This is a genomic window from Halomonas garicola (assembly GCF_055382465.1).
Genome location: NZ_AP043931.1, coordinates 809536 through 823962, shown reverse-complemented (window position 1 = coordinate 823962; position 14427 = coordinate 809536). Strand labels below are relative to the sequence as shown.

General features: G+C 56.3%; 8 protein-coding genes. 3 read left to right on the top strand and 5 right to left on the bottom strand.

The window, feature by feature from the left end; genetic code table 11:
- Positions 1-90 precede the first annotated feature (90 nt).
- The 5 genes from ACZ46Y_RS04240 to ACZ46Y_RS04220 form a co-directional block, all read right to left on the bottom strand.
- Positions 91-432, bottom strand: a complete 342-nt coding sequence (locus ACZ46Y_RS04240; protein ID WP_311957259.1) for a HipA N-terminal domain-containing protein — start codon at positions 430-432, stop codon at positions 91-93.
- Entirely contained in the window at positions 425-1009 is a 585-nt protein-coding gene (locus tag ACZ46Y_RS04235) for a helix-turn-helix domain-containing protein (protein ID WP_311957261.1), read from the bottom strand. The genes ACZ46Y_RS04240 and ACZ46Y_RS04235 overlap by 8 nt, the downstream gene beginning before the upstream one ends.
- A 143-nt stretch (positions 1010-1152) precedes the next feature.
- A complete protein-coding gene (locus ACZ46Y_RS04230) occupies positions 1153-2181 on the bottom strand; it encodes a methionine synthase (protein ID WP_311957263.1) in 1029 nt (342 codons plus the stop codon).
- 40 nt (positions 2182-2221) lie between these two features.
- Positions 2222-3205 carry a DUF1852 domain-containing protein gene (locus tag ACZ46Y_RS04225; RefSeq protein ID WP_311957264.1) on the bottom strand — a complete coding sequence of 328 codons (984 nt, stop codon included), beginning with the start codon at positions 3203-3205 and terminating at the stop codon, positions 2222-2224.
- Positions 3206-3454: 249 nt separating this feature from the next.
- A complete protein-coding gene (locus tag ACZ46Y_RS04220) occupies positions 3455-4822 on the bottom strand; it encodes a YjiH family protein (RefSeq protein ID WP_311957265.1) in 1368 nt (455 codons plus the stop codon).
- Between the two features lie 373 nt (positions 4823-5195).
- Between ACZ46Y_RS04220 and ACZ46Y_RS04215 the strand changes: the two genes are divergently transcribed.
- The 3 genes from ACZ46Y_RS04215 to ACZ46Y_RS04205 all read left to right on the top strand — a co-directional run bounded on the left by ACZ46Y_RS04215 (position 5196) and on the right by ACZ46Y_RS04205 (position 14364).
- A complete protein-coding gene (locus tag ACZ46Y_RS04215) occupies positions 5196-5600 on the top strand; it encodes a YkvA family protein (protein ID WP_311957266.1) in 405 nt (134 codons plus the stop codon).
- 546 nt (positions 5601-6146) lie between these two features.
- Positions 6147-9950, top strand: coding sequence for a hypothetical protein (locus ACZ46Y_RS04210; protein WP_311957267.1), 3804 nt, complete (start codon positions 6147-6149; stop codon positions 9948-9950).
- Positions 9943-14364 (top strand): ATP-binding protein, encoded by a 4422-nt coding sequence (locus ACZ46Y_RS04205; protein WP_311957278.1) that lies wholly within the window; start codon positions 9943-9945, stop codon positions 14362-14364. The genes ACZ46Y_RS04210 and ACZ46Y_RS04205 overlap by 8 nt, the downstream gene beginning before the upstream one ends.
- Positions 14365-14427: the final 63 nt, after the last annotated feature.

Genomic DNA, 14427 nt, shown 5'->3' with positions numbered 1-14427 from the left:
GGTTCAGGTTCTTGGCGGAACACATTGAATTTTCAAGAGAATACCATCCGCTATCTTCGTTTTCAGGCCGGCCTCATGAATAGGCCGGGTTTATATGGCAACTATGTTGACAGACTCCGAGTCATGCCCCAGCGCCTGAAGCAGGTGGAATTCGCGCTCGGGTTTCACTCCGGCATTCTCCGCCAGGTATTGGCGTAGATGGCCTTCGGGCAGAAGGTTCGAGAAAAACGGCATGACGCGCCTGCGATAAGCGCGAAACTCCGTCAGCAGTCCGCCAAATTCATCCTTGAAGGAGAGCCCCAGAGTCGGCCGGTCCGGGTTATCGATATAATCATCATAAAACGCGAATAGCGTACGTTCCCCGCCAACATGCGTCAGCGTGCCGATAGGCTCCCCGTGCAGCAGTACCTCAAGAACAGCGACATCAGTCATCTGAATCTTCCTCAAGCTGATAAGCCGGTCTGGGCGCACTCGGTTTTTTATAGGCCGCTGCGCTATGTGCCAGCCGGTTACGCAGCGAATGGATGGCGTCTTCAGCCTGCCTAATGGTTGCATCACTGCTTGAAGGCTCGACCGCTTCCACGGCACGACGCACCTTTTGCAGCACGTCAACGTCGAGCTGACTGTGAATCTGGGTGATTTCACGAACGCGGCGCTGCAAGGCAGCAAGGTGCGCGCTGGGTGCGTTAGCGACGAGGTCGTTGATTTTGTTTTGGATACGCGCAAGCTCCCGCTGCTCGGCTCGGCTGGGAAGCGGTTTGGGCGTCACGCTACGCGTCACCGAGCGCACCGCCGGAAGCGCCTGGCGAGGCACCAGCATCAGCTCCAGCTCAAGCGCGTGCGCCAGCGTGACCAGGCTAGAAATACGCAGGTCAACGGCGTGGCTCTCGATTTTCGAGATGTGCGACTGCGGCACGCCGGAAAGCTTGCTCAGCGCGCGCTGGCTCAGCCCCTTGGCTTCTCGCGCGGCCTTGAGGCGCTCGGCAAGGTGTTCGGTTGCAAAGCTCATGTGATTATCTTTTCTATATCACTTGATGTTCTTGATACATAGAAACATATCATTATTCAGAGGAAACTCAAAAAAGCCCCCTCAAGCCAAACGCACAGGCGGCGCTCGCTTACGGGGGCTTAAAAGTTCGGCCTTGTGCTGGCTTAGCCGGCGAGCTCCTTGCGCACGATCTCCGCACCGGCGCTCAGCGCGTTCATCTTGGCCCGGGCGACGCGGCGCGGCAGCGGGGCCATGCCGCAGTTGGTTGACGGATAGAGGTTCTCGGCGTCGACAAACTCAAGCGCCTTGCGCAGCGTAGCGGCGACCTCTTCCGGCGTTTCGATGGCCTGGGTGGCGACGTCGATCGCGCCGACCATGACCTTCTTGCCACGGATGAGCTCGATCAGCTCCATGGGCACGTGGGAGTTCTGGCATTCCAGCGAGACGATATCGATGCCGGATTTTTGCAGCTTGGGGAACACTTCCTCGTACTGACGCCACTCGGAGCCGAGGGACTTTTTCCAGTCCGTATTGGCCTTGATGCCGTAGCCGTAGCAAATGTGGACCGCGGTTTCGCACTCAAGGCCTTCTATGGCTTTCTCAAGCGTGGCTACGCCCCAGTCGGTCACGTCGTCAAAGAAGACGTTAAACGCCGGCTCGTCGAACTGGATGATATCCACGCCGGCCGCTTCCAGCTCGCGCGCTTCTTCGTTGAGGATCCTGGCAAACTCCCACGCCAGCTTTTCGCGGCTTTTATAGTGGCCGTCATAAAGGGTGTCGATCATGGTCATGGGCCCGGGCAGCGCCCACTTGATCGGCTGGTTGGTTTGCTCGCGCAGAAATTTAGCGTCGTCGACGAATACCGGCTTTTGGCGGGATACCTCCCCCACTACCGAAGGCACGCTGGCATCGTAGCGGTCGCGGATTCTGACGGTTTCGCGCTGATTGAAATCCACGCCGTTGAGATGCTCAATAAAGGTGGTGACAAAGTGCTGGCGCGACTGCTCGCCGTCGCTTGCGATATCGATACCCGCATGCCGCTGTTCGTGCAGGGCCAGGCGCAGGGCGTCCTGCTTGCCTTCTATCAGCCCTTCGCCTTCCAGCTTCCAGGGTGACCACAGCACCTCCGGCTCGGCAAGCCAGGACGGTTTGGGAAGGCTGCCGGCGGTCGACGTGGGTAACAGTGTTGCCATGATGAAAGACCTCGCGATAAATGGGTGCTGAATTCAGACGTCAGGAAGCGTAGCTGATGGACCACTGCTCAAGAATATGGCGGTACGGCTTGATGAAGCTTTCTTCCACAAACTTGCCTTGCTCGGCCGCTAGCTGGCTACGCTCTTCTCGGTCGTAGACGATACGCGTCAGCGAGTAGTCCGGCTGCTCAAGGCTCGGCTGGTAGACTTTTCCTGCTGGAGAATTGGCGTTGTAAATTTCCGGACGATAAATTTTCTGGAAAGAATCCATGGTGCTGATGGTGCTGATAAGCTCAAGATTGGTGTAATCGCTGAGCAAGTCACCGCTGAAATAGAAAGCCAGGGGCGCGACGCTGCCGGGCGGCATGAAGTAGCGAACCCTCATCCCCATCTTGCTGAAATACTCATCGGTCAAGGAGTACGCTTCCTGAACGTACTCGGCGCCCAGCACGGGGTGATAGTTCTCTGTGCGATGATACGTCCTGGTGCTTGACACGCTGATACAAATAACAGGAGGCTTATTAAAATTCTCCCTGTACGTATCAGAGTTCACAAAAGACTTGAAGAGATTGCCGTGCAAAGCGCCGAAATCACTCGGAACGCTAAATTCCTCTTTTCCCTCGTTGTGCTCTTTCAGAACCACGCTGAAGTCGTAGTCCCGCACGTAAGAGGAAAAGTTATTTCCTGTGATTCCCTCAATCCTTTCGTTATTTTTCTTGTCAAAAATGCTTGTTTTCAGTACTTCGATCAGAGGAAGGCCGCTATCGTTAGAGGCAGTATCAACGGCCATTTCCACCGATATAATATCAAGCTCGACCGTATAGCGATCGCCCTTGGGGTTATCCCAATCCGCCAGAGCGTTGAAGCGATTGTCAATCATCTTCAGCGTATTGCGCAGGTTCTCTTCGCGCATTTCGCCCCTGGCCAGGTTGGCAAAGTTGGTGGTGATGCGGGTATTGTTCGACGGGCGATAGTTTTCATCGAAGCGAATACCTTTAACGGTGAATGCAATATCTTTGTTCATCGAGACTTACCATCCTGGTGCCTGAGACATGAAGCGAAGGCATTTGCCTGCTGATATGCCGCTGAAAATCAACGAAAGATTATCGAAACCGGGGGCTCATGAAGCAAGCTGAAGTTTCTCATGATGAACATTAATTCCGCTCATGGTGAGCCGTATCCTCTGAGCGATGCCGTCCCTGCCGTAAAACAACAAAACCCGCACAGGGCGGGTTTTGTCGAATAGATCTGGTGCTTCAAGCAGCACAAATCGCTAAAACACCATGTGCGCCACCAGCGCGATAACCGGCAGGGTGACCAGGGTACGCAGCAGGAAGATAACGAAAAGCTCGATCACGTTGACCGGCACCTGGCTGCCAAGCAGCAAGGCGCCCACTTCCGACATATAAATCAGCTGGGTGACCGACAGTGCGGCAATCACAAACCGCGTCATGTCGTTTTCGATGGAGCTTGCCAGAATAGCCGGAATAAACATATCGGCAAAGCCGACCACCATGGTTTGCGAGGCGGCGGCGGCTTCGGGTATGCGTAACCACTCGAGCAGCGGCACAAACGGCAAACCCAGCCAGCTGAACAGCGGCGTGGTTTCAGCGATGATCAGCGCCAGGGTGCCAAACGCCATCACCACGGGTAATACGCCCAGCACCATATCCAGCGCGTTACCAATGCCGGTACGAACCACCTGGCCCAGGCTATTGACCTTGCCGGCCCGCGCGAGCGCCAGCGCATAGCCGTGGCTTAGCCGCGAGTAACCCTCCGGCGTTGCTTCGCTACCTGCCGGGCGAGGTGCTCCGTTGATAAAGGTATCCTTTTTCCAGCTTAGCGGCGGCAGGCGCGGCACGACGATGGCGGCCGCAATACCCGCCAGGCACACCGCAAAGTAGAACGGTAAAAACAGGTGTTCCAGCCTTACCTGGGCCAGCACCACCAGGCTGAAGGTGATCGACACCGCCGAAAAGGTGGTGCCAATCACCGCCGCTTCGCGCTGGGTATAGTGGCGGCTTTCATACTGCTTGCTGGTGAGCAGAATACCCACGCTGCCGTCCCCCAGCCAGGAGGCAATGCAGTCAACAGCGGAGCGCCCGGGCAGGCGAAACACCGGGCGCATGATGCCGGTGAGCAAGGTGCCGATAAACTCCAGCAGGCCAAAGTCGAGCAGCAGCGGCAGCAGCAGGCCGGCAAACACAAACACCGCAAAGAGTACGGGCAGCAGATCGTTCAGCACCAGGCCGCCGGTATCACCGCCGTACAGAATCTCGGGCCCGACCTGGGCGTAGACCAGCACGACAAACGCCGCGCCCACCAGCCGGCTGGTCAGCCACACAGGGCTGATATTAAACAGGACATTCAAAAAAGGGTGAGCAATCACCCGCTTCGGTTTGAAGACCGTGACCACCAGCGACAGCACCGCCGAGACGGTTATCAGTGCCGTGACAATACTGGGCAGCGCACCGCCCAACACCGCCTGCAGGCTTTTGGCCAGCACCGCTATCATGATGGTGAGATCACCCTGATAGCTGACCGGCGTCATGAAGAGAAAAATGCCCAGCAGCGAGGGCAACAAAAACATCAGCACGTTACGCATGCCGGGCTTTGGCGTTTCGGCCGGTGTATCCTTCATCGTCACTCCCTCAAGAGGCCCGGGCTCCCCTGCCTGGGCAAACATCAAGCATGCTGGTTTATTCAAATCATTCGCGGCAACGCATAAAACCCCGGCAGCGAGGGTGCGCTGCCGGAGGAGATGCTGAAAAACCGCGCATTTTACGTCAAAAACCTGCTGCCAGAAAGGAGGAATAAGGCCTAACCTCTGCGCGAGCAGGCAGCTCCGAGGCGCACCTGCCCTTTCTCTGCCGACCTGGAGCGGCAGCAGTCCCTTACGGCCATCCAGCGCCTGCGGGTATCCTCCATGCCACTTGTGGTAAAACGACTGATGGCCTGAACCTGTCATAGTCAGCAGCCGCACCCTGCGTTTTGTAATGCCTGGAGAACACCTCATGAGCACCAATCACTCCACCATGAATGATCCGGCCCCGGCAGACGGCTTGAGCACCGAGACAGCGGAAGACATCAAGCAGCACGAGAAAGACTACTCGGAAGCCGGTTTCTGGAAGAAAATCACCCAATACGCCAAAAAGGCAGGAGAAGGCACAATTACCCAGGCCCTGAAGCTGTACTACGCGGCCAAGGACCCGGATACGCCCGCCTGGGCCAAAACCACCATTTACGGCGCTTTGGGGTATTTCATATCCCCCATCGATGCGATCCCCGACTTCACGCCGGTGCTGGGCTATACGGATGATTTCGGCGTACTGGCAGCAGCCATCGGCATCGTGGCGGTACACATCAAGGAAGCGCATGCCGAACAGGCCAGGCAAACCGTAAAGCGCTGGTTCTTGTGAAGATCTGCCACGAGCGCTGATCTGCGGTAGCGCCTCACCACCAACTCTCTCGGCAGGCTATAGCAGCCTGCTTCGCCCGGTAAACCGGCCTCTTACAGAAACCTGTACGCTTCCGCCTCTTGTGGTAGGAAGGCGGCTTCGCCGCGCGATAACAGTTATCAACGCCGGAGTACCCGCCCGCCCACAAACGACAAAACCCGCACAAGGCGGGTTCTGTCATATATATTAGGCTGGTGGGCCCAGGCGGACTTGAACCGCCGACCAAGGGATTATGAGTTGGCTTTTAAAACAACAAGTTACTGACACACAAGGAAAAGCGACCGTAATCGAGCGAAAGGTACAATTATTTGGAATCAGTAGGTTAGCGAAATTTGAGGATAGCATACGAAGCTGGTGTGTGTACCGCTGATGTACCGTTTGAAGCGTTTGCGTTCGTGTCGATGACGTGGCTCAGTTGAGTGGTACCTGATGATCAGATGAGTCATAGCAGTTACCCTCTGCTGGCAGCCAGAGATCTTCTACAGCAGTTCATTCGGGAGCAGGGACGTGGGGAAGAAATCTAGAAAGAAGCGGGAGCGCAGACTTGCACGACTGGGAACCGACTATGGGTCTCCTTTGCGTGAGATGTTTGGGCTTCACGGGCAGATCGCTGACGAGAAAGATCAGGAAAATCAATTTCAAAAATGCCTGGAGGCAACACGAGCGTTACTCCTAAAGTATGAGAGCCTTGATGCAGCGATTGCGTTGAGTGTCTCCGAGCTATGGCCAGCCAACACTGGAAGCCCTATCAAGCACATCTTCGCGTGGGGCGTTCTGCTAGATCTTCATCACAGTGACCAAGGCGGAATGTCGATCACTAGCTATGCAGACTTCAAGGCGTTTGCGGGTGCACTGTACGAGGCATGGCCCGAGTTCCCGATGCTTGAGGACTTCTCACCCGAGGCTGACTGGGGGCAAACCAAGGTACGCCTTGGCCAGAGCTTCGTTCCGATTTTCTACGGTAGCTGCATTGAACGTACACCTGACTTCGTAGAAGCATTCCGCATTACTTACGCCCATGTTCCTGAGGCCCAAGCCCATATGGACCTCGCCGTTGCGTTGCAAGCTCGTATCATTGATTCGATACCCGACCTGGGAAACACCACGGCCGGGGAAGCGCAAGTAGCCCATGTCGAAGTGCCCTCCGAGGACTTCTGGCTGACGTGCAGTGCCATGCTTCGACAGGTCGGTGATGATATTGCTGACTGGCGAGATAAGGTGGGGGGTGCGCTCGAGACTCGCTTTGGCGGTTTCAAAGCACCGCTGACCTCGAGCGCCTTCGGCGACGCGGTAATGCAGGGGGCGGCTCTCCCCTTTTTAGGGGTCGAAAGCGACGGCACTTGGGTACCAATGTCAGTTCGTAGCGCCCCAGGGGTCGTCATTGACCACTGGGCCAACAAAGAAGTAGTTGGCCAAATGGTCAATGCTCATACACATCGTAGGCTCGCTCGGTTCGTTGCTGAGCGGTTCCCAGGGACAGTTATGGGACCGCTGACGCTCTTCGTCGGTGACGCCGTCTGTGAAGACCTCCCTATCAGCTGCGTCATATCAGCCGACTCCGGCGTGTACCTTATTTGCGCATGCGACCATGCATCGAATGAGCGGCTGTCAAACGCAGCGAAGGGCACATACGCCAAGGTGAGGCGCGGCGCACCGATTCACTTCCGTCTCGCAGACGGGCGCGGACTCATGTTGTCCAAGGATGGATCCACTGGACCAAGCGCCGACGAGCTTCATATCGTTATTGTAGTTACCCAGGCGGGCACGTCATTTGGCGCCATCGACGTGCCTGAGAGGCCCGCGCGCCTATTGCCGCTGGCGGACTTCATCACTATCTTCGATAGCCTGAATGACCTCGACGAGTTGGAACGTTACTGGAAATTCGTCGATTCTCAAAGGCGGTCTCTCAGTCCCTTCTCTACCGGGCCCGCAGACTTGTATGCATCCTTCAAGGACACACATGGCGTACTTGTCGAAGGAGCAATTTCACCCACCTTTATCGGATTGGACCCTCACTGGGGCACCTCTTGGCGTTTCAAAGCGCTTACTGACTTCTGGTCGCGTGCCCCAAGTGTATTTCCAGATGGCTCTGCGGGCTGGCGGCTGACCCATGGAACCAAAGGCGTCGTTGAGCTCCAATCTCGCCATCACAAGGCAATCGCGTACTCAACATCAGTCGGCACCTGCACCGTTCAATCCCTGGTGCAAATCTCTGAGAGCATGGGGATTGAGGATGCTCGCATGGTCGACCTCTTCGCCCAACTACTTGCGGACTGCACCTATAGATGCCGCGAGCTGATATCGGACGTCCCGCTGTTTCAACAGCCGCATGTCTTGTTCGTCTGCAGCCCTGCCCCCTGTGGCTCTGTTAGCACGGAGGAAGCTCCTCAGCCAATTGAGGAATTCTCGCGAGCAGTAACTACAGCGGAAGAGAATACCGTTCGCAAAGGGCTATTTTACCTGCAAGTTGACACTCGCGCAGTGCTTGCAGGGTTGAACGCGGCCAAGGACGGATCTTTTGAAGTTCGTTGCTTGCTGGAGACGCTCGAAAGGTGTCACGCCGCATGCGGATTGGAGTTGTTCGACGGCGTTAAATACCGGCTTTGTAGCAGAGCGACAGAGCCGGCTCGTTACCACTTGAGAGTCGTTGCCCGAAACGTTGATGTCCCAGACTACGTGGAACCCGTCATCCCCTCGCCCACCGATTACAAGCTTGCACGCAAGCACTTGGCTTCGGAAATCATGGCGCTCAATCTGGTGCCAGGGCGCTATGAACTTTCCGATGCCAAGACCAGGATTGATCCTGCCAGCGTACGATTACGCCTTCACATCGAGAATCGGCTAGCATCGCTCGACAGGCATCAACTTCTTCAGGCATTCATTGAGCAGCACGATGCGTGTCTTGTCACTGAGAGAATGAGGGTACAACGTGCCCGTCAGAGCCTCGCTCATGATGTGGACTACGACAGACCGGATGCCGTTGAACAAGCTCGAAAAGAGTTCGGATCCGCAGCTCGTCACTATCGGTACTTACTGGAAAAAACTGTCAGCTCACCGATACCCGGCAACGAGGAAGTCACTGACGAAGTACTACGTGAGTTGGTTGGCCTAGTTGATTGGTACATGGTACTTACCGGAGCCAGCGATGTCCTTCACAACGGCATAGACGTTGGTGGTGTTGTGATAGACGACTCGTACATCCCAGAGGTCTTTTACTCGACCGGCTCCAACGACCGAGAGGCGGACTTTGCACGCGAGTATGCGAAGTCACGGCTGGGGCTTGGATCGAACAGCGAAGATGCTGTGGAGGGCGAGCCGGAGGAGTTGCTGTCATCAGAGAAGCTCAAGAATGCGTTCGAAGCCGATTTGGGATTTGACCTGCATAGCATGCTCACCGCTCTAGCAGTTTTGTCACAAGCCCAAAGATATGGCTTCGGCGATAAACTCTCTCTCTCGTATGCAGCGGCTCCAAACTGTGTTGCGCAATGCCTGATCGATAGTATTGAGGGACTAGGGCTTGCAGAAGCCGAAAGGATTGTGGCATTCCTCACGCTCTCGGAGAAAGGCGTTCGCAGACTGTCCGGGAAGGATGTCGACGAGAGTGATGTCCCGTACTGGGAGCATAGTAAGCGAATCCATCGATACGCGATCAGACCGTTGGTTGTCGACGGTACAAACTTGCGTTGGGGCGCAGAGGTAGCCAGCCGGTCGATGTACAACTGGATGTCGGCGGTGCGGGACGGCCACCTCCCTGCAGACTTCAAGTGGCCCCATGTTGAACCGGTCATTCGAACAGTCAAGAAGAGCATCGAGAATCGGCTGGAGCTTCGCACCGAGGAGATATTCCGCCGGCACACCCCGTTTGTCCAAAGAGGCATCGACTTCTTCAGGAGGTTCCGCGGCGAGGGATTCGAGGACGTTGGTGACTTCGATGTATTCGCTTACTGGCCAGATGTGAATTTGCTTGTGACGGTGGAGTGCAAGTACAACCAACCGCCTTACACAATAAAGGATGGCCGTCGACTCCGTGACAAAATATTCGGTAAAGCGGAGAGCGACAGGGCTGGGCAGTTCAGTCGAATCCTCGGCCGGAGGCAATTTCTTGCAAAGAACCGCTCAAGGCTGCTTGAGCTACTAAAGTGGCCAAAATCGGAAGCCAAGCCTTTCAGGAATGTGGAACTCTACGTAAGCCGTGACGTGTTCTATTGGATGGTTCATCCACCTTACCCGGTTCCGACCAAGTTCGTGCAAGTGGACGTACTGGACACCTGGATAAAGACTGAACTCATCACGTTGCACAACCATGTCTGAGAACATCAAGAACACTGCAATCACTGCGGCCGGGTACATTTATCAAAATCGTCAAGGCCTCAAGGTTCTTTGCGATTGGCTCGACGCACCGGCTCGCTATAGCCGGGTGAAATTCGAGTGTGATGACGAAAACGAAGCGCCTCAAGGGCTGGATGATATCGTCATCGAACGAAGCGATGGTCTCGTAGACCTTCAACAGGTCAAGTTCACCCCTAATCCTGACGCGCATCTGCTGTCGTGGGAATGGATGCTTGAGAAGTCCGGCAAGACGGCGCGCTCGAGATCTATGCTCCGCAAGTGGTTCGATGCGTTTAAGAAGCTTGACCCGAAACGCATTGGCGAGATTTCTCTGACGACGAACCGTCGGCCGGATGCCGCCATCGAGGCTTGCCTGGATAATGGTAGGATTTCCTTTGCCAAGATTCCGGAGCCGACGCGCTCGAAGGTGATCACTGAGCTTGGCAGTACTGAGAACTGCGAAGCATTTTTCGGCCAGTTGCGCATTCGGCACAGCGATAAGGGATACATCAAGCTGGAGCACGAGGTCGATGCTAGACTCCGAATGTATGGCACCCCTGAAGGCATCGCAATCCTCAAGAACGCTGCCCTGAACTGGGCAACGCAGAAGAGCTTTCCGCCCCCGGACGGCTGGATCACGCTGGTAGAGGTCCTCCCCATCCTGCAGGCGTCACCGCCCGCGCCGCTGCCCGAGGACTTCATAGTGCCCAAGGGGTATGAAGTGCCCGATGCGACGTTCCACAAGGAGTTTGTCCGGGACGCAATCGGAGCTGCTGGGAAGGCGATCGTTCTGACTGGGCCACCTGGCCGTGGAAAGAGCACCTACCTGAGCGCCTTGTGCGACACGCTCGCTGAGCGAGACATCCCTACGGTTCGTCATCATTACTTCCTCTCGACGACTGAGCGTGGCCGTGATCGGGTTAACAGCTACGTGGTCGAGCAATCCATCCAGGCGCAGGTCGAACAGTTTCACGAGGATGTCCCGAGGACGACAGGAGGCCTGCGTGCACTCTTGGAGGCTTGCGCGTCCTACTACAAGGAGTTTGGCAAGCCGTTCGTACTCGTCCTTGATGGTCTGGATCATGTTTGGCGCATCAACGCTGGAGACAAACGGCCGTTGGACGACCTTTTCTCCCAAGTGATCCCTTGCCCGGACAACATGGTATTGCTCGTCGGTACTCAACCTGTGGATAACGCCCAGTTGCCGATTGATCTGATCGCCTCCGCACCTAAGGCCGAATGGCGAACCTTACCGGCGATGTCCGAGAACGCAGTCCTTTCCTACCTCCGTAAAGCGGTTCAAGAGGGCAGGCTCACAACTGGCTTCGAGGATGATAGGCAGGCCGAAGAGCAACTACAAGGTGCAGCGTCCGCGCTCCGCTCAAGAACCAACGGCCACCCCCTTCACGTTATCTACGCCACTGCAGAGCTTGAGCATGCTCGTCGCAGGCTGTCCAGTTGGGATGTTGAGCAGTTGAAGGGAGATCTGAGCAAGGACGCAAAGTTCTACTATGCATCGCTGTGGGAAAGGCTTCTTCCAAGCCTAAAGGATACATTGCGGCTAATCTGTGCTTTCCCATTCTTCTGGCCAAGGACGGCGTTCACTGAGATTGCCGCCGAGATCAAGACTGCCACGCCTGAAGTCGAGAACGTGGAGCACTTACTCCACTCGTCAGCTGCCGGCCTGAAAGTCTTCCACGAGAGCTTGGCTGTCTTCGTGCGCGGGACCGCTGACTACGAAGACCGCATCCAGGAACTGATGCCTGCAGTCGCGAACTGGCTCGAGTATTCTGCTCCCACTTCGTTACGCGTGAACTGGCTCTGGACGGTTCAAGCGAAATTGGGTGACCCCAAGAACCTCATCACGGGACTCACCCGCGACTGGATCATGCTTCGCCTTGAAGAGGGGTATCCAGAGTCGCTGTTCGACACGCTGCTGTCAGAAGCCCTGGTTGCAGCGCTTGAGACCACCGCGTTCGCGGATGCTTATCGTCTGGAGCACCTAAAGGCCCGGATGGTTGGTGGCAGCGAATTCCAAATGCAGAACGATGATCTAGCCCGCCTCATCTCCTACACGTTGGCATTGACTACGGAGGAGAGCGTCATACGTGAGGCTGTTGCGTCCCGACATGAAACGGACATCCTGCGCGTTGCCGCGCTTGGTTTGGCCTTGCGATCGCGGGGCGATCAAGTTCTGGCAGAAACTTGCGGTGAAGAGGCACTTCGTCGCTTCAGAGGCCTGAGTCGTTTCTCCAGCAGATACTCGTCGAACGCCGACTCTGATGAGTTTCAGTTTCTGATCGACGCATTTGCGCGGCTTGGTGCTATCGGTGCGACCTCGACAGCGCTGGCACGGCTGGTTACCAAAAACAGGCCGGTTGTTTGGCTGCCACGGATCCTGATGCTGGTTAAGGAAGGCAATTTGGATGACTTAATGGCGACTGCTGCTTCGCTTGCTCCTGGTCAGAGCAAGAGCATCCTCAGTAATGCGTGCGTCCGTGCGGCGGCGATTGCTGGTGTGAGCATCGCAGAGCGCGATGACTTCAATGAGCTTGACCGAACCCCTTTTGTCGCTGCCGTAGAGGCAGCTTACACCCGGGCCTCAAAGCCGTTGAACAACTCAATCCCCATTGAGTGGCTCAAGGGCAACTACTACGAACGCAGGGAGGATCTGGCGACACTCGCGCACCACTGGTTTTTCAGTGCCGTTCAGCTGAGCCTATGCATGGCTGCGGAAAGTCAGACCGCATTTGAGTTCGTGCGTGCCCCCGTCTACGAAAACAGGAGGAACATCACCGAACTCCTCAACGCGCTCTCTGTGGCCGCGGCGCAGGTTGCGCACCATTGGTGGAGGGGGGAGTCAGTCAATTTCCATGAGCTTTTCGAGTTGCTCAACACAGTAGAGTTCAGACATTTCAGGCAAAGCTATGACTCGAGCTCTGCAGCCGAGGACTTCCGGAGCGCACTGCATCGCATTGCCTGCGACATCCATCTGGGCAGCATCCTGCTGAATCAATCCGACGATGTGGTTCTGACGAAAGAAACCATGGAAGCGGCTGGGCAGTGTACTTGGTTTGACAACGCATCCTTCCGCGCCCAGTACGCAGCTGGATTGCTAACGAGGATGAGTGACGAAGCGGCGGCGACGTTCGTCCAGTCTCAGCGTGTCCAGCTTGATGCAGAAATCCGCCATGAAACCAGCGTACATCTTCAGACGCCACTCCAGCTCTGTGCCATTGCGCTAAACCATGGTTTGAGCACCAGCGCTCGCGAATTGTGCAAGCAAACGTGGGAGCTGACAACCGGCTATGCGCATCGTAAAGACCCTACGCTGAACAATACGGTCGACGCCATCGGCTACCTGGTCGATGCCGCACCGGACGACGCTCGACGGTTGCTCAGTCTTATAGCGCCTCAGGTTCACCACGTTCTGAACTATACCGACGGAAGAGGCACCAGACACGTTCTGGCGGCCGCCGATCGGCTGCTTGCAAGGTTGAAACCGTCAGCGCTGGTGATCAAGTACGAGGAGCACACGCACGCAGGCGACTGGTCGCAAGCAGAAGACAGTCTGCGGGAATACGTGGAGCAAGCCATCAACGACGGTTGGCCCTTGGACGCGTTGATGCGAACCGGACTGCATCCTGAGATTCATGACGTGCTGAATCGACTTACACAGGAAGGCAGCTCAAGCGCTGCAGAGCGGCTGCGCGTTCTTCGCGAGCACGCTGGTTGGGACATCGGCCTGCTGCGACGGTCGGAGCACCCCAGCAGCGACAGCGAGAGCAAGCCTTACAAGGGAGATGTCACGACCTTTGCTCCGGAACAACTCGGCGACCTGCTCGACAGCCTATCGACCAGCTACAACGAGCAAGCGAGGCTTCTTCGCACTTGGTATCAGCACTGGGACAAGGCTGGGCAGGGAAGGCAACTGCTCGCGACGCTCGACGGATTGCTTCTGTCAGAAGAGGGGCGGCGCAAGGGCATCTTGGTACTATCTGATCTGGCCTTTCAGACGAGACGTAAGCTGAGTGGCGTGAATGCGGCATGGAAATACCTTGTCCAGGCACACATCCATAACGGTGCCTGGATCGGGTTTGCTGAGAACGAAGAGAAGACCCGCAGCAGGCTCGATTTGATCCTCAAGCACTATCCGCGGCGCTGCGACGAATTTGTAACTGCGACAACCTACGGTATGTTCGGCGACCCCGAACCGCCACGTGTGGCGCCCACGGAATTGATGGTCTACTTCTATGCGCAACAAAAGCGGACCACAGAGGCCATTAACTTCGCCGAGACGATGGTCAACTGCGTCATTGAAGACACCCGTACCCTGCCTCTGGAACAGCCTCGCTGGGCGGCTGAGCTGGTCTCGTCTACCGTCTCGGGGGCTTGATGAACGACCTTCGCATTCTCATTGCCCGTCTCGGGTGGCCTTCCACGTCCGCACGGTGGTGGA